This is a genomic window from Stenotrophomonas sp. YJH_SMC_16 (genome assembly GCF_059367875.1).
This window is the reverse complement of the sequence record NZ_JCAFRH010000008.1, coordinates 19028-34829: the sequence shown is the minus strand read 5'-3', so window position 1 is coordinate 34829 and position 15802 is coordinate 19028. Positions and strand designations below refer to the sequence as shown.

11 protein-coding genes are annotated in these 15802 nt (G+C 69.2%); 5 read left to right on the top strand and 6 right to left on the bottom strand.

The genetic code is table 11. The features are described 5' to 3' along the window. Nucleotides 1–63: 63 nt before the first annotated feature. Nucleotides 64–2472 carry an ATP-binding protein gene (locus AC5P6E_RS16865; protein WP_329835267.1) on the top strand — a complete coding sequence of 803 codons (2409 nt, stop codon included), beginning with the start codon at nucleotides 64–66 and terminating at the stop codon, nucleotides 2470–2472. Here AC5P6E_RS16865 and AC5P6E_RS16860 read toward each other — a convergent pair. From AC5P6E_RS16860 to AC5P6E_RS16850, 3 genes are all read right to left on the bottom strand, one after another. Next, nucleotides 2458–3903, bottom strand: a complete 1446-nt coding sequence (locus tag AC5P6E_RS16860) for an FAD-dependent oxidoreductase (protein ID WP_010487309.1) — start codon at nucleotides 3901–3903, stop codon at nucleotides 2458–2460. The genes AC5P6E_RS16865 and AC5P6E_RS16860 overlap by 15 nt on opposite strands. A gap of 61 nt (nucleotides 3904–3964) precedes the next feature. Beyond that, complete coding sequence (gene gltB, locus AC5P6E_RS16855) at nucleotides 3965–8419, bottom strand: glutamate synthase large subunit (protein ID WP_019338685.1); 4455 nt, start codon at nucleotides 8417–8419, stop codon at nucleotides 3965–3967. 174 nt (nucleotides 8420–8593) lie between these two features. Then, nucleotides 8594–8983 carry an I78 family peptidase inhibitor gene (locus tag AC5P6E_RS16850; protein WP_029380146.1) on the bottom strand — a complete coding sequence of 130 codons (390 nt, stop codon included), beginning with the start codon at nucleotides 8981–8983 and terminating at the stop codon, nucleotides 8594–8596. 111 nt (nucleotides 8984–9094) lie between these two features. On the opposite strand from AC5P6E_RS16850, the gene AC5P6E_RS16845 reads away from it, so the two are divergent. Then, the gene (locus AC5P6E_RS16845) at nucleotides 9095–10150 is read left to right on the top strand and encodes a DNA topoisomerase IB (protein ID WP_019338684.1); all 1056 of its coding nucleotides are present in this window, start codon (nucleotides 9095–9097) and stop codon (nucleotides 10148–10150) included. On the opposite strand, the gene AC5P6E_RS16840 is transcribed toward AC5P6E_RS16845, so the two are convergent. Continuing rightward, nucleotides 10128–10436 (bottom strand): hypothetical protein, encoded by a 309-nt coding sequence (locus AC5P6E_RS16840; protein WP_010487302.1) that lies wholly within the window; start codon nucleotides 10434–10436, stop codon nucleotides 10128–10130. The two genes, AC5P6E_RS16845 and AC5P6E_RS16840, sit on opposite strands and share 23 nt — an antisense overlap. Before the next feature lie 195 nt (nucleotides 10437–10631). On the opposite strand from AC5P6E_RS16840, the gene AC5P6E_RS16835 reads away from it, so the two are divergent. Continuing rightward, a complete protein-coding gene (locus AC5P6E_RS16835) occupies nucleotides 10632–11738 on the top strand; it encodes an SDR family oxidoreductase (RefSeq protein ID WP_019338683.1) in 1107 nt (368 codons plus the stop codon). Here AC5P6E_RS16835 and AC5P6E_RS16830 read toward each other — a convergent pair. Further along, the gene (locus AC5P6E_RS16830) at nucleotides 11695–12807 is read right to left on the bottom strand and encodes a serine hydrolase (RefSeq protein WP_043452410.1); all 1113 of its coding nucleotides are present in this window, start codon (nucleotides 12805–12807) and stop codon (nucleotides 11695–11697) included. The genes AC5P6E_RS16835 and AC5P6E_RS16830 overlap by 44 nt on opposite strands. 192 nt (nucleotides 12808–12999) lie before the next feature. On the opposite strand from AC5P6E_RS16830, the gene AC5P6E_RS16825 reads away from it, so the two are divergent. Continuing rightward, complete coding sequence (locus AC5P6E_RS16825) at nucleotides 13000–13386, top strand: BlaI/MecI/CopY family transcriptional regulator (RefSeq protein WP_019338681.1); 387 nt, start codon at nucleotides 13000–13002, stop codon at nucleotides 13384–13386. 3 nt (nucleotides 13387–13389) lie between these two features. Further along, nucleotides 13390–15381 (top strand): M56 family metallopeptidase, encoded by a 1992-nt coding sequence (locus tag AC5P6E_RS16820; protein ID WP_483698567.1) that lies wholly within the window; start codon nucleotides 13390–13392, stop codon nucleotides 15379–15381. Between the two features lie 39 nt (nucleotides 15382–15420). On the opposite strand, the gene AC5P6E_RS16815 is transcribed toward AC5P6E_RS16820, so the two are convergent. Further along, nucleotides 15421–15735, bottom strand: a complete 315-nt coding sequence (locus tag AC5P6E_RS16815; protein ID WP_019336670.1) for an I78 family peptidase inhibitor — start codon at nucleotides 15733–15735, stop codon at nucleotides 15421–15423. Between the last annotated feature and the right edge of the window lie 67 nt (nucleotides 15736–15802).

Sequence of the window (15802 nt, the reverse complement as noted above, 5' to 3'; positions counted from 1 at the left end):
CGTGGCAGGCAGCGGTACCGCAGCGCGGCCGTTCCTTCCGCCCGCGAGATGAGGATGCCTACCGTGAATGTCGCCGGCTTCCCGGCAGCCATTGCTGTCATGGCCAGCCTGCTGCTGCCTGCCACGGCCTCCGCCACGGGCTGCAGGACACCGCTGCGCATCGCCTGGCCTTCCGACCGCGCACCCTTGTCGTCCAGCGAACAGGGTGAGGCACGGGGGCTCGGCGCGGTGTACCTGGAGCTGTTGGGCCGGCAACGGCCACTGCAGCTGCTGCCCGTGCCGGCCGCCAGCGTGGACCGGGATGAGCTGCCGGCCGGCACCCAGGCGCTGCTGGGGTGGCCACGCTCGCAGCTGCCCGCCGGGTGGGTGGCCAGCACGCCCTACCTGCAGCTGCCACAGGTGATCGTCCGCCGGGAGGGTACGCCGCCGGTGCTGGGCCTGGAAGATCTGCGTGGACGCACCGTGGCCAGCCCCAGCCGGATGCCGCTGCAGGGGCTGCTGGCCGAGCAGGCAGCGGGTGCACAGCTGCTGCCACCGGCAGCGCTGGACGATGCGCTCCCGCTGCTGGGCACCGGATTGATCGATGCGGTCGTCGCCAACCTCGGCGACGTCGAGGCCGCGTTGCGCCGCTACCAGGGCGATGCACTGCTGATCGCTGCGCCGGCCGGTTTCGATGATGCCCTGGTGCTGGCGACCACGCCCGCCTGCGCCGATGTCATCGTCGGCTTCGAGCACGCGCTGTCGCAGCTGACCGATACCGAGCGCGAACAGATCCGCGCGGACTGGCTGCCGGACCGGCCGCGTAATTCCCCGTCATCGTCGCCCCTGCGCTGGCTGGTGCCGGCCTCGTTGATCCTGCTCGCCCTGGCGCTGGTACATGCCTACGGTTACTGGCGGGTGCATCGCGAAAGCGTGCGCCGCCGAGTAGTGGAGCAGCGCCTGCAGGAGGTGACTGCGAACCTGCCGGCGGTGGTCTACCAGGCGCGTCGGTCGGCGGGCGGCCATTACAGCTTTCCGCAGATCGCCGGTGACGTGCAGGCCCTGTTCGGAATCAGCGTGGAGACCGCGCGGATCGATCACCAGCGGTTGTTGGCCGCGGTCCATCCGGATGACCGCAGCCAGGTGATGGCCTGTGTCGAGACGGCTGCATTGGCGCGTGGCCCGATCGACGTCACTTTCCGCACCCGTTCGCCACAAGGGTGGCGATGGGTGCGTTCGCATGGGCGGCCGTTGCCCTGCGACGACAGCGACGTCGAGTGGAGCGGCTATTGGATCGACGTCAGCGAAGTGCAGTCACGTACCCGCGCGCTGGCCGACGCGCGCCGCCAGGCCGAACAGGCAGCACAGGCCAAGGCGCACTTCCTGGCAACGATGAGCCACGAGATCCGCACCCCGATGAGCACCTTGCTGGGCATGCTCGAACGGCTGGCGGGCAGCAGGCTGGAGGCGCGCCAGCAGCAGGTGCTGGCCACGGTCGATGATGCCGCGCGGATGTTGCGGCAGATCCTCGACGATGTCCTGCACAGCCAGCGCCTGCAGGGCGCACCACTGCAGCTGCGGCCCATCGATCTGGCGGCACTGGTGCGTGCGGTGCAGCAACTGCTGATGCCGGTGGCCGCCAGCCGCGGCCTGCACCTGCAGGTGGTGCTGGATCCGGAGATGCAGCCGGGATCGCTGGCCGACGGTCTGCGCCTGCGCCAGATCCTGTTCAACCTGGCCGGCAACGCATTGAAGTTCACCCGGCAGGGCCACGTGGAACTGCAGGTGCAGGTACTGCAGCAGCGTGACGGCGGCCAGCAGCTGCGCCTGCAGGTGAGCGACAGCGGCGTGGGCATCAGCGAGGAACGCCAGCAGGCGGTGTTCGCCGCCTATACCCAGGCGGAGCGCTCGACCACACGGCGCTTCGGCGGCAGTGGGCTGGGCCTGGCGATCTGCCGCGAGCTGGCGACCTCGATGGGCGCGGAGCTGCAGCTGCGCAGCTCACCCGGGAAAGGCACCACGGTCTGGCTGGATCTGGACCTGGATGCCTGCGAGGCACCCGTGGCTGCACCTTCGGCGGCGGTTGCGGACGAGCGTCCATTGCCGGCGTCGCGCGTGCTGGTGGCTGAAGACCATCCCACCAACCTGCATCTGCTGGAGCAACGCCTGCGTGCGCTCGGGCTGCAGGTCCACGCCTGTACCGACGGATGGTCGGCGCTTGCAGCATGGCAGGCGCAGCCGTTCGACCTGGTCATCACCGACTGCCACATGCCGGGCATGGACGGCTTTGCACTGGCGCGGGCGATCCGCGCCGATGCCTGCCCGGCGCGAGCGCAGGTGCCGATCATCGCGCTCACGGCCAGCGTGATGGAAAGCACCCGCGAAGCCTGTCGTGTGGCTGGCATCGACCACTTCCTGGCCAAGCCGGTGGAGCCGCACGTATTGCGGGCGCTGCTGGCGGTACTGCTGGTGCCGGACTCAGTGGGCCAGTAGCCGCACGATGCTGGCGGCGGCGTCGCGGCCCTCGGCCACGGCGGTCACTACCAGATCGGCACCGCGCACTGCGTCACCACCGGCGAACAGGCGCGGATGCGCGGTCTGGAACGGCAGGCGGTCCTTGCCGCCGGCCACGATGCGGCCGTTGGACTGGCCTTCCACGCCATGCTCGGACAGCCATGCCGGCAAGGTCGGTGAGAAGCCGAAGGCGATGATCACCACGTCCGCTTCCAGCAGCGATTCGCTGCCCTCGATCGGCACCGCGTTCTGGCGGCCGTTGGCATCCGGTTCGCCCAGCCGGGTCTCGACCACGGTCACGCCGATCACTTCGTCATCAGCACCGGCCTCGATCGACAGCGGCTGGCGGTTGAACAGGAAGCGCACGCCTTCCTCGCGTGCATTGGCCACTTCGCGCGCGCTGCCGGGCATGTTCGCTTCGTCACGGCGGTAGGCGCAGGTGACCTTGGCTGCGCCCAGCCGCACGGCGCTGCGCACGCAGTCCATGCCGGTATCGCCGCCACCGAGCACCACCACGCGCTTGCCGTTGAGATCGGGCAGGGCGATGGTGTCTTCCCAGCCGGCGATCGGCCGGCCCTCAGGGTCATCGCCACTGACGATACGGCTGTTCTGCACCAGGAACGGCAGCGCCGGCAGCACGCCCTTCAGGTCCTGGCCGTCGAGGCCGCCATCGGTGTAGCGGTAGGCGCCGGTGCCGACGAACACGGCGTCGTGGCTGTCCAGCAGCTGCTGCACGCTGACATCGCGGCCGATCTCCACGCCGAGGCGGAACTGCACGCCCATGCCTTCGAGCACTTCGCGGCGGCGATGGATCACGTCCTTGTCCAGCTTGAAGCTGGGAATGCCGAACTGCAGCAGGCCGCCGATCTGTTCGTAGCGGTCGTAGACCACGGCGGTGATGCCAGCGCGTGCCAGGCGGTCGGCACAGGCCAGCCCGGCGGGGCCGGCGCCGATCACCGCCACGCTGTGGCCGGTGGGCTGTACCGCGCCCAGGTCCGGGCGCCAGCCGCTGGCCAGCGCGGTATCGACGATGTACTTCTCCACCGCGCCAATGGTCACCGCACCGAACTCTTCCAGCGTGCAGCTGCCTTCGCACAGCCGGTCCTGCGGGCACACCCGGCCGCACACTTCCGGCAGCGGATTGGTGCTGTGGCACAGCGTGGCCGCCTCGTGGATGCGGTTTTCCTGCACCAGCTGCAGCCACTGCGGAATGGCGTTGTGCACCGGGCACTTCCAGCTGCAGTAAGGATTGCCGCAGTCCAGGCAGCGGCCGGCCTGGTACTGGGCATCTTCCTTGCCGAACTTGCCGTACAGCTCGCCCCAGTCGCCGGACGTGCGCAGTTCCACCGGAATGCGCTGCGGCATGGTGCGGGGCAGGTCGAGGAACTGGAAGGCGTGCTTGCGGCTCATGGCGGGCTCTGGAATGCGAGGGGGAACGTTGCCGGCCAGCGGCCGGCACTACCGGAAAACATCACGCAGCGCGTCGCAGGGTTTCGGTCAGCGACTCGATGCTGGCGGCCTTCGGTTTGACCAGCCAGAACTTGCCGATGTAATCGCGGAACTCGTCCAGGATCTGCTGCGCCCAGATGCTGCCGGTCAGCTCGCGATGGCGGCCGATCAGGCGATGCAGATGCTGGCGGTAGTTCTCGAAGCCCTCGGCGGAGACGCGATGGATGTCGATCAGCTCGTGGTTGTAGCGATCGACGAAATCGCGGTCCACGTCCAGCACGTAGGCCAGGCCACCGGTGAAGCCGGCACCGAAGTTCAGGCCGACCTTGCCCAGCACCAGCACCACGCCGTCGGTCATGTACTCGCAGCAGTGATCACCGGCGCCCTCGACCACCGCCAGCGCGCCGGAATTGCGCACCGCGAAGCGCTCGCCCGCGCGGCCGGCGGCGAACAGCTCGCCCCCGGTGGCGCCATACAGGCAGGTGTTGCCGATGATCGCGGTGCTGCGTGCCTCGAAGCGGGCGCCACGTGGCGGGCGCACCACCAGGCGGCCACCGGCCATGCCCTTGCCGACGTAGTCGTTGGCTTCGCCTTCCACTTCCAGGTGCAGGCCACCGACGTTGAACGCGCCAAAGCTCTGCCCGGCGCTGCCGCGGAAGCGCAGTTCCAGCGGCGCCTCGGCCATGCCCTGGTTGCCGTGCGCGCGCGCCACTGCACCGGCCAGGCGGGTGCCGATGCTGCGGTCGGTGTTGTGGATCAGGAAGCGGTGTTCGCCGCCGCGCTTGTGCTCGATGGCGGGGGCCAGCAGGCCATCCATCTGCGTGGCCAGGCTGTCCGGCGATTCGTACAGCCGCTGCGCGGCGCAATGGCTGCCCTCGTAGCGGCTGTCGGCCAGCAGGCGTGACAGGTCCACGCGCACGCCATCACGGGGCGCTGCCTCGATCTGCCGCAGCAGGTCGGTGCGGCCGACGATCTCTTCCAGCGAACGCGCGCCCAGGTACGACAGCCAGCCGCGCACTTCTTCGGCCAGCAGGCGGAAGAAGTTCTCCACGCGCTCGGGCTGGCCGGTGAAGTGGTTCTCGCGCAGGCGTTCGTCCTGGGTGGCCACGCCGGTGGCGCAGTTGTTGAGGTGGCAGATGCGCAGGTACTTGCAGCCCAGCACGATCATCGGCGCAGTGCCGAAGCCGAAGCTGTCGGCACCCAGCAGTGCGGCCTTGACCACGTCCAGGCCGGTCTTCAGGCCGCCATCGGTCTGCAGCAGGGTACGCCCGCGCAGGTCGTTGGCCAGCAGCGCCTGGTGCGCTTCGGCCACGCCCAGCTCCCACGGTACACCTGCATAGCGGATCGAGCTGACCGGCGAGGCACCGGTGCCGCCGTCATGGCCGGAGATGGTGATCAGGTCCGCACCGGCCTTGACCACGCCGGCGGCAATCGTACCCACACCGGCATGGCTGACCAGCTTTACCGACACCAGCGCGGTCGGGTTGACCTGCTTGAGGTCGTAGATCAGCTGGGCCAGGTCTTCGATCGAATAGATGTCGTGGTGCGGCGGCGGCGAGATCAGGCCGATGCCCGGCCGGGCGTAGCGCAGCCGCGCGATCAGTTCGTTGACCTTGTGGCCGGGCAGCTGGCCACCCTCGCCGGGCTTGGCGCCCTGCGCGACCTTGATCTGCAGCACCTCGGCGTTGACCAGGTATTCGGCGGTGACGCCGAAGCGGCCCGAGGCCACCTGCTTGATCTTGCTGCGCTTTGCGGTGCCATAGCGGGCGGGATCCTCACCACCTTCGCCGGAATTGCTGCGGCCACCGAGGCGGTTCATGGCAATGGCCAGCGCCTCGTGCGCTTCCGGCGACAGTGCGCCCAGGCTGATCGCAGCAGTATCGAAGCGCGGGAACAGGGTACTGGCCGGGGCGACCTCGTCCAGCGGCACGGGCGTGGCCGCCGGAATCAGTTCCAGCAGGTCGCGCAGCGCCGACGGTGGCCGCGCATGCACGGCATCGCAGTACTGCTGCCACGCACGCGGGTCACCGCTGCGCGCCGCGCGCTGCAGGGTGGTCACCACGTCCGGGTTGTACATGTGGTACTCGCCGCCGTGCACGTACTTCAGCAGGCCGCCAACATCCACGTCCTGCTGTGCGTCCCAGGCCTGCGCGCACAGCTCACGCGCGTCGGCGTCCAGGCGGGCGAAGCCGGCGCCGCCAATGCGCGAGGCGGTATCCGGGAAGCACAGGTCCACCACGTCCGGTTCCAGGCCGATGATCTCGAACAGCTGCGCGCCGCGGTAGCTGGCCACGGTGCAGATGCCCATCTTCGAGATGATCTTCGACAGGCCCTTGTAGACGCCCTTGCGGTAACGGCGGCCGATCTGCGACTGCTCACCGCCCTTGCTCAGCTTGAGGATGCCGCGGCGGCCCAGATCGAACAGGGTCTGGTAGGCCAGGTACGGATACACCGCGGTGGCGCCGAAGCCGAGCAGGCAGGCCATGTGGTGCGGGTCGCGCGCGGTGCCGGTCTCGACGATCAGGTTCACGTCGCAGCGCAGGCCCAGGCGCGAGAGGTGGTGGTGGATGGCGCTGGTGGCGAGCAGGGCATGCACCATCGGCCGCCCGGCCACCGGGTAGCGATCGGACAGCAGCAGCATCACCATGCCGTCGCGTGCGGCCTGCTCGGCTTCGGCGCAGATGCGCTCGATGCCGGCACGCAGGCCCTCGTCTTCGCTGTAGGACAGGTCGAGCAGGCGATTGGCCTGCACGTACTGGTCCATCTTCAGCAGCTGGCGCAGCTTGCGCTGGCTCAGCACCGGCGAGTTGAGGATGACGTGGTTCACCGTCTCCGGGCCGGCATGGAAGATGTTGGTCTCCCTGCCGAGCTGGGTGGACAGGGACATCGCGCAGTCTTCGCGCAGCGGATCGATCGGCGGGTTGGTGACCTGCGCAAAGGCCTGGCGGAAATAGTCGTACAGCGGTCGGCTGCGCTGGCTCAGCACCGCCATTGGCGTGTCGTCGCCCATCGAGCCGGTGGCTTCCTGCTCGGTCTCGGCCAGCGGCCGCAGCACCTGTTCCACTTCCTCGCTGCTGAGCTGGTACAGCTTGTGGTAGCTGCGCAGGGTGCCTTCGTCGAAGGGCTCTTCCACAAGCGAGGGGTCGATCAGTTCGGTCTGCAGGTAGGTCACGCCCTGCTGCAACCACTGCTTGTACGGCGCGCGACCACGGTTGATGCGGTCCACCGCGTCGGAGTCGAGCAGGTCACCACGCTTGAGGTCGATGGCCACCATTTCGCCTGGGCCGAGCTTGCCCTTGCGCACCACACGCTCGGTCGGCACTTCCCACACGCCCGCTTCGGAGGCGACCAGGAAGTGGCGGTCGGCGGTCAGCATCCAGCGCGCCGGACGCAGGCCGTTGCGGTCGAGGGTACACACGGCGTAGCGGCTGTCGCAGGCGACGATGCCAGCCGGGCCGTCCCACGGCTCGCTGTTGAGGCCGTGGAATTCGTAGAACGCGGCCAGGTCCGGGTCCTTGAATTCCAGCGACTGCGTGGCCGGCGGCACCAGGATGCGCAGCGCCTGGATCAGCTCCATGCCACCGGCGACCATCAGCTCCAGCATGTTGTCCAGGCTCTGCGAATCCGAACCGTGCATGGAGATGACCGGATCGAATTCGGCGATGTCGAAGCGCGGGGTCTTCCACACCTTGCTGCGCGCCTGCGCCCAGCGCCGGTTGCCTTCGATGGTGTTGATCTCGCCGTTGTGGGCGAGCATGCGGAACGGGTGGGCCAGCGGCCAGCGCGGCAGCGTGTTGGTGGAGAAGCGCTGGTGGAACACGATGGCGCTGGAGGCCAGTTCGCGGCGCTGCAGGTCGGGGAAGAAGCGGCTCAGCTTGTCCGGCAGCACCATGCCCTTGTAGCTGATCGCATCCGGGGTGAGGGTGGTGACGTAGAAGTCGGTGTGTTCGCGCAGCAGCTGCTCGCTGCGGCGACGGGCCAGGAACAGCGCCAGCGCGAAGCCGGCATCATCCTGGCCGACGCCGGCGTCGACGAACACCTGTTCGATGCGCGGCAGCGTGTCGCGCGCCAGCTGGCCGCAGACGCTGTCGTCGGTCGGTACCTCGCGCCAGCCGGCAACCTTGCAGCCCACCGCTTCCACCTGCGCCTGCAGCTGCGCGCGGCAGGCCTGCGCCGCGTCGGCGTCGTGCGGCAGGAAGACCAGGCCGGCGGCGAAGCGCGCGGAGACCGCGATACCGGCTTCGCTGGCCAGCAGTTTCAGGAAGGCATCGGGGCGGCGCAGCAGCAGGCCACAGCCATCACCGGTCAGGCCATCGGCGGCGACACCGCCACGGTGGGTCATGCGCGAAAGCGCGGCGATGGCGGTGTCAACCAACAGGCGCGATGGTTGATCGTCGAGTTGGGCGACCATGCCAAATCCACAGGCATCGCGCTCGGAGCGCGGGTCGTAAAGCCCTTGGCGGTTGCGGGGGGCCATCTCTACCTCGATGCGTATAGGGTTGGCGGCGACACTCGTCCCCGCTCATTCCCTGGAGCGCATCGTGAGGCCACCGGATGCCTCGACTAGATCACAGGTTGCTGCAACGCCGCAATACACGGTTGCAGGTGCAACAGAACGCGCCGGCAACCCAGTGCCGGCGCGGGGCCGGAGTCAGCCGCAGCGCGCGCCGCTGACGGCGCCCTTGGCGTCCACTTCGATGTTCAGGCGGTCGCCGAGAAACTCCATCGTGGCCACGTCGTTGGGCTTCAGTACGCGCACCTGGCTGGCACCTGCATCTTCCTGTGCCTGCTTGCCCAGTGCATCGGTGTAGGCCTGGCCGACCAGGCTCTGCACCTGGCTGGCATCGCAGGTGCCGACCGGCGGCGCCTCGGTGGCCTTGCCGGCTTCGTCGGCCGGCGCCTTGGCGGCTTCGGCGGCCTGCTGCGCATGGGCCGTGGCCGAATCCTGTTCATCCAGCGCCGGTGCCTGGCAGGCGGTCAGGGCCAGCACGGCCGGCAGCAACAGGGCGGAGAGCGAACGGGCGCGAATCGGGAACGACATCATGACTCCGGAAGGGGTTGTGAAGACCCGAGCATAGCGGCGAACCGGCCCTCACGTGTTTGTCTTGTGTTATCGACAGGATCGCGGCATGGCGACAGCGACACTACAGGCATGCCAACTCCCTTCACCCCCGAACGACAGGCCGCGCGCGCGGCCGGCCTGCGCTATGTCGACGACACCCAGCCGGGCATCAGCCGGCGCCGCGCCGGCAAGGGTTTCAGTTACCGCGATGCTGATGGCCACGCGATACGCGATGCCACCACCCTGCAACGCATCCGCGCACTGGCGATTCCACCGGCCTACACTGCGGTGTGGATCTGCGCCCACGCCAACGGCCACCTGCAGGCCACCGGCCGCGATGCACGCGGGCGCAAGCAGTACCGCTACCACCCCGACTGGGCGAAGGAGCGCGATGCCGGCAAGTTCGACCGCATCATCGCCTTTGGCGAGGCCTTGCCCACGCTGCGGCGGCGGTTGTCGCGGGATCTGAAACGGCCGGGGTTCCCGAAGGAAAAAGTGCTGGCCATGGTGGTCGCGCTGTTGGCCGACACGCTGGTGCGGGTCGGCAATGAAACCTATGCGCAGCAGAACCGTTCGTTCGGTCTGACCACACTGCGCAACCGCCATCTGGAGCTGCTGCAGGGGGGCCGGGTGCGCATGCGCTTCCGCGGCAAGTCCGGGCAGCTGCAGGAGGTGACCGTGGGCGACCGCAGGCTGGGGCTGCTGGTGCGGCGCCTGCAGCAATTGCCGGGGCAGGCGCTGTTCCAGTACCGCGATGACGACGGTGCGCTGCAGCCGGTGGATTCCGGCGCGGTGAACGACTACCTGCGCGAGGTGATGGGCGAGGACTTCACTGCCAAGGACTTCCGCACCTGGGGCGGCACGGTGGCGGCGGTGCAGGCGTTTGCCGCGACCGAGCTGCCGGAACCGGCCAGCCAGCGCGCGCTGGCGCAGGCGCAGCGCGCGGTGGTGTGCGAGGTGGCAGCGCTGCTGGGCAACACGCCTGCGGTGTGCCGCAAGGCCTACATCGACCCGTGCGTGTTCGCCGGCTGGGAGCGCGGTGAACTGGCGAAACTGGCCGGCCTGCGCGGGCCGCGCCAGTGGGAACAGGCTACCCTGCGCGTGCTGCGCAGGGCGCGCCGGCTCAGCCGCAGTAGATCGCGGTGATGTTGTTGGTGCGGCCCTTCTCGATGGTCAGGCGGTCGCCGCCTTCGCTGGCCGGCGGCACCCGCGGACCATCATGGCGCAGCACCCGCACGTGCAGGCTGTCGCTGTCCACGCGTGCGCGGGCCACGGTGGCGTCCGAAGCGGCCAGGCCGAGTGCGCCGCGCACCATGTCGCTGTGGCACTGCCCGGAAATGACGCCGTCGATCGGCTGCACCTGGGCCATTGGCGTGCTGCTGCAGGCGGCAAGGGCAAAGCAGGCGGCGGCGGTGGCGATGGCAAGTTTCATGGAGGCGTTCCTTGTTTGATTGCGTGCAGGGTGCGACGTCAGACGTGGTGGCGGAATGAATGCCGTGCACATCGTGGACACGGCGCGCTCACCGCCGCCAACAGCGTGGGTGGAGACACTGCAGGAGCGGCAAGGGCCGCCCCCGGTAGTGCCGGCCGCTGGCCGGCAGCCCCTTTCCCTCCCGAGGAGACCTGCATGGCCACCACCAAGAAAGCCCCCGTCCGCCGCAAAGCCTCGCCCAAGGTGCGCAAAGGCAGCACCGCAAGCAAGACTGTCGCCGCCCCCGATCGCCCGCGCGTGGTGAAGACTGCCACCCGCAAGGCGGCCGCCAGCGATCCACGCGCAGCGCGCGTCGCGGCCCGGCAGCGGCGCCTGCAGGATCAAGAAAAGGCCAAGGACGTGCGCGCGGCAAAAAAAGCAACGAAGAAGACCGCGACCCAGGCCGGTGCGCGCCGGCAACCGGAGGCGATGCCGGCGCAGCAGCTGGCCAAGCCTGGGCATGAACACGAACTGGAGCTGGCGCCGCGTTTCCTTGCACCGGACTACGCCGGCAGCGGCAAGCTGCAGGGCATGCGCGCGATCATCACCGGTGGCGATTCTGGTATCGGCCGTGCGGTGGCGGTGCTGTTCGCACGCGAAGGAGCCGATGTTGCGGTACTGCACCTGGACGAGGCCGAGGACGCGGACATCACCCGCCAGCACGTGGAGCGCGAAGGCGGCCGCTGCGTGGTGATCGCCGGTGATGTGCGTGATCCGCGCTTCTGCAACAAGGCGGTCAAGCAGGTGGCCAAGGCGTTCGGCGGCATCGACATCCTGGTCAACAACGCCGCGTTCCAGCTGCATTGCGAGCGGCTGGAAGACCTGGAAGACGTGCATCTGCAGGAAACCCTGCAGACCAACATCGGCGGTTACATCCAGATGGCGCGCGCGGTGCTGCCGCACCTGGGCGAGGGTGCCAGCATCATCAACACAGGATCGGAAACGGGAATCTTCGGCAGCAAGGCGCTGATCGACTACTCGGCCACCAAGGGCGCGATCCATGCGTTCACCAAGGCGCTGGCCAGCCAGCTGCTGCCACGTGGCATCCGGGTCAACTGCGTGGCGCCGGGGCCGGTGTGGACGCCGTTGAACCCGGCCGACAAGGCGGCAGAGGACGTTGCCGAATTCGGCAAGGACAGTGACATGGGCCGGCCCGCACAGCCCGAAGAACTGTCGCCCGCCTATGTGTTCCTGGCTTCGCCGGTCTGTGCCAGTTACATCAGCGGAGTGATCCTGCCGGTGATGGGCGGTCCGCGGGGATGAGGCTCGCAGCCGTCGCGGCAGGCGTGTAGAAATCGGCGATGCGTGGAATGAAGCGCTGCGGATTGGCACCGACCAGGTTGGTCAGCACCACCACCGCCACGCCTCGCGCGGGGTAGACCACGAAGGCCGAGCGCGCGCCGCCGATGCCGGCCACCTGCAGGTCGGGCGCTGCCTGCAGCACCGGCCAGCCGCCGGCCCACGGACCGGCGCGGCCATCGGCCAGAGGCTCGACCGACCACATCCGCCGCCGTGAGTGGTCCTGCAGCAGGCGGCCTTCGGTCAGCGCGACCAGCCAGCGTGCGGTGTCGTCGGCGGTGGTGAGGATGCCGCCGCCGGCCCATAGGCTCGGCGGGATGTCGTAGAACCAGTGCGACAGGCGCGGCGGCGCGTCGGCGGCATCGGTGGCGCGCGGCGCCAGGCTGTACATCGTCGCCACATCCGGAATCAGGTCATAGCTGTCGCCGAAGGTGGTGCGTGCCATGCGTGCGCCGCTGAACTGGCCCGTGGTGAGGAAGCGCTCGTAGGACATGCCCGATTGCTGCGCGATGATCCGCGCCAGCAGCACGTAGTTGGTCTGGTTGTAGGCAAAGCGCTGCCCGGGTGGCGCTTCGACAGGGCGCACGGTGACCGCCGCCCATGCCTGCGCTTCGGACCCACCGCCCAGCAGGCCATTCGCATCGAGGATGTCCGGCAGGCCCGAGGTATGGTCGAGCAGCTGGCGCACGCGTACATCCTTCCATGCTGCTGGAAGATCGTGCAGGTAGCGCGAGGCGGGTGCATCCAGTTCCAGTCGCCCCTGCTCCGCCAGCTGTGCGATGGCGACTCCGGTGAAAGCCTTGGTGGCTGAATTGAGCGGGAAGCGGGTGTCACGCGAGGCGAGCACGCCGTTCTCCACGTTGGCCAAGCCATAGGTTTCGGAGAGCACGATCTGGCCGTCCTTGACCACGGCCAGCTGCAGCCCGGGGATGCGCTCGTCCAGCATGATCTGGCGGATCAGCCGGCGGGTCTGGTCGTTGGCCTGGTCCTGGTTGGCAGACACCGCGGCGAAGGGCAGGGCACTGATGAGCATGAGCACGACTCGAAGCGTTGGGCGGAACATGCGGGATTCCAGAAAGGCGTCGAGGGTCGGATGCACCGGCGGCGGAAAAGGTTTAACCGCCCCGGATAGGCCTACCGTTCGTCGGCCCATGACTTCCGGGGGGTTGACTACAGTTGTTGTCAAGCTGACAGTGACGACACGTGTAGTCAAGGGAGTGGTGTCATGCGTGGCAAGTCCATAGGGGACCAGGAACTGGCCCTGCTGCAGTACATCGATGAACATGCGCCGGCCAGCGTCGGCGAGGTCGCCAGCGGCTACGGCGAGGCCCGTGGCCTGGCCCGCTCTACCGTGCTGACGATGATGGAGCGGCTGCGGGCGAAGGGGTATCTTCAGCGCCGGCAGCAGGACGGCGTCTACCGCTACCAGGCCACCCGTGGCCCGCAGAGCGTGTTGCAGGGTGCCGTGGCCCAGTTCGTCGACAACACCCTGCAGGGGTCGGTGTCGCCGTTCGTGGCCTACCTGTCGCAGCGCCAGCAGGTCAGCGACAACGAGCTGGCCGAGCTGGAAGCGCTGGTTGCCCAACTCCAATCGCGTCGCCACGAGGGTTGAGCCATGGACACCACGATGCTGATCCCGATGCTGGAACGGCTGGGCTGGACCAGCCTGCAGACCGTGCTGCTGGTGGCCCTGGTGTATGGCCTGTGCCGCGCGCTGCCGTCACTGTCGGCGGCCACCCGCTGCCGCCTGTGGTGGCTGGTCTCGCTGCAGGCCGTGCTCGGCCTGTTCTGGAGCCAGCCGTTGCAGTTGGCCTGGCTGCCGGCACCGCAGGCGGTGGCGATGACCGCCACTGACGTTGCCGCTGATCTGGTGTACCCACTGGCGCCGGAAGCCTCGGCGCAGCTGCTGGCCGCGATGCCGATGCCTGCGGCGGACGTGCCGGCGGTTGCGTGGTGGGCGGTCGCACTGGCTGCGCTGTGGCTGTCCGGCGTGCTGCTGATGGCGTTGCGCACCTTCGGTGAGTGGCGCCGCTGCCGCGCACTGCTGGCTGCGGCCCATCCCTGCGAGGACGAGGCGCTGGTGCAGGCCCTGCAGCTGGCCTCCGACGCGCACGGCGTGCGCCCTGCGCCGCGGCTGTGGATGAGCGCGCAGGTGGACTCGCCGCAGCTGATCGGGCCGTTCCGCCCAGTGCTGCTGCTGCCGGCCGGCGACAACGCCCTGCAGGGCGACGCGCTGGACCTGGCACTGACCCACGAACTGCAGCACCTGCAGCGGCGTGACCTGCAGTGGGGCCTGCTGCCCGCGTTGGCGCAGCACCTGTTCTTCTTCCACCCGCTGCTGCGGCTGTCGGTGCGCGAATACGCCCAGGCCCGCGAGGAAGCGGTGGATGCGGCGGTGGTCGGCCAGCACGGTGCCAGCCGCCAGGCCTATGGCCGCCTGCTGCTGCAGCTGGGCGTGGCACCGCAGCCGCACCTGGGCGTGGCCAGCGCCGCACCAAGCACCACCAGCCTCAAGCGTCGCCTGCTCTCGCTGCAGTCGCACCGGTCCTGTCCGCGTCTGCTGGCGATCGCGTTGACTGCCGCGGTGGTGGTGGTGGGCGTGGCGCCGATGCGGCTGGTCGCAGCGCCGGTGCCGCCGGCACCGCCCGCGCCGCCGGCTGCACCGAAGGCCGTGGTGCCCCCGCCGCCGGCGCCGAAGGTTCCGCCTGCTCCGCCGATGTCGGCGCGCGCGCCGGCGGTGCCGGTGGCCCCTGCGCCGCCCGCCGAGCCCGCCGACGTCGAGGAGCTGTCCGGCCCGGACGATGCGGATGTGGCGGTTGACGTGGATGTCGACGTCGACCCCGGCATCGACGCCGGCCGCAGCACCTCGCGCAGTTCCTCCATCACCACCTACGGGCGGCTGGATCTGAGCACGTCGCCGCCGCAGGCGTTCGTGCTGGTCGATGGTGATTCAACCTTCGCCAACGGCGGCATCGACGACGTGACGCTGGCGCGCAAGCAGCTCGGCAAGGGACCGGCGCTGTGGTTCCGCCAGGGCAGTGAGCGCTACATCGTGCGTGACCCGATGCTGGTCCAGTCGTTGCAGCGTGCTTACGCCGGTGCGTCCGACCTGGGGCAGCAGCAGAGCGCACTGGGTCGCCAGCAGAGTGCGCTTGGTCGCCAGCAGAGCGCACTCGGCAAGCAGATGGGCGAGATGGGCCGGCTGCAGGGCGAGGAGGCGCGCCGTATCGCGTTGGTGGCGGTCGAGGCTGCGCGCAGTGCGATGAGCGTGCACGACATCAATCGCGAAGCCGCCGCCGAAGCCGCGAAGGCGGCACGCGGGGCGACCAGCGACGCCGCAGTTGCGCGTGAAGCCGCCCGTGAGGCGGCCGCCGCGGCACGTCGCGCGATGCAGGAAGCCCGCAGCCAGGCCGCACAGTCCAGCCGCACCCGCGACATGAACCGCTTGGCCAGCCAGCAGGCCGAACTGGCCAGCCGCCAGGCGGCGCTGGGCAGCCAGCAGGCCGCGCTGGGCGAACGCCAGGCGCAGGTGCACGCGCGGGCGGCACAGCAGGCGCAGCTGGTGATCGCCCGCGCATTGGCCAGCGGCAAGGCCGAGCGCCTCTGATCGGTAGTGCCGGCCAGCGGCCGGCACTACCTTGGGACATCAACCGCAGCTGGCGCGCTCGATCTTGTTCTGCGCGTCCACCTGCACGGTCACGCGGTCCTGGCGGAAGTCCATGGTCACCGCCATGCCGGGTTTGACTACCCGCGCACCGCGCGCGCCGCTGTCAGCCACCAGCTTCTTGATCGTGGCTTCGTCGGCGGTCTTGCCGGTGAAGGCGTCCAGCGCCTCCGGCCTGCATTCGTGCGCGGCATCGGCCACGGGCGCCGGCGCGGGATCGTGGGAGGTGCTGCTGCCAGCGTGACTGCAGGCGGCCAAGGGCAGGATGGCGAGCAGGACCAGGGGACTGAGGCGCATCGTCGGGCTCCAGGCGTGGATGGTGGCGGCAGTGTCACCGCTGTCACCGTCAGGGCATGTCAACGCG

What these genes read in the sequence shown, in the direction of transcription:
- AC5P6E_RS16860 (WP_010487309.1), bottom strand. Translation starts at nt 3,903, where the DNA reads ATGAGCCGCAAGCACGCCTTCCAGTTCCTCGACCTGCCCCGCACCATG.
- gltB (WP_019338685.1), bottom strand. Translation starts at nt 8,419, where the DNA reads ATGGCCCCCCGCAACCGCCAAGGGCTTTACGACCCGCGCTCCGAGCGC.
- AC5P6E_RS16850 (WP_029380146.1), bottom strand. Translation starts at nt 8,983, where the DNA reads ATGTCGTTCCCGATTCGCGCCCGTTCGCTCTCCGCCCTGTTGCTGCCG.
- AC5P6E_RS16845 (WP_019338684.1), top strand. Translation starts at nt 9,095, where the DNA reads ATGCCAACTCCCTTCACCCCCGAACGACAGGCCGCGCGCGCGGCCGGC.
- AC5P6E_RS16840 (WP_010487302.1), bottom strand. Translation starts at nt 10,436, where the DNA reads ATGAAACTTGCCATCGCCACCGCCGCCGCCTGCTTTGCCCTTGCCGCC.
- AC5P6E_RS16835 (WP_019338683.1), top strand. Translation starts at nt 10,632, where the DNA reads ATGGCCACCACCAAGAAAGCCCCCGTCCGCCGCAAAGCCTCGCCCAAG.
- AC5P6E_RS16830 (WP_043452410.1), bottom strand. Translation starts at nt 12,807, where the DNA reads ATGCTCATCAGTGCCCTGCCCTTCGCCGCGGTGTCTGCCAACCAGGAC.
- AC5P6E_RS16825 (WP_019338681.1), top strand. Translation starts at nt 13,000, where the DNA reads ATGCGTGGCAAGTCCATAGGGGACCAGGAACTGGCCCTGCTGCAGTAC.
- AC5P6E_RS16820 (WP_483698567.1), top strand. Translation starts at nt 13,390, where the DNA reads ATGGACACCACGATGCTGATCCCGATGCTGGAACGGCTGGGCTGGACC.
- AC5P6E_RS16815 (WP_019336670.1), bottom strand. Translation starts at nt 15,735, where the DNA reads ATGCGCCTCAGTCCCCTGGTCCTGCTCGCCATCCTGCCCTTGGCCGCC.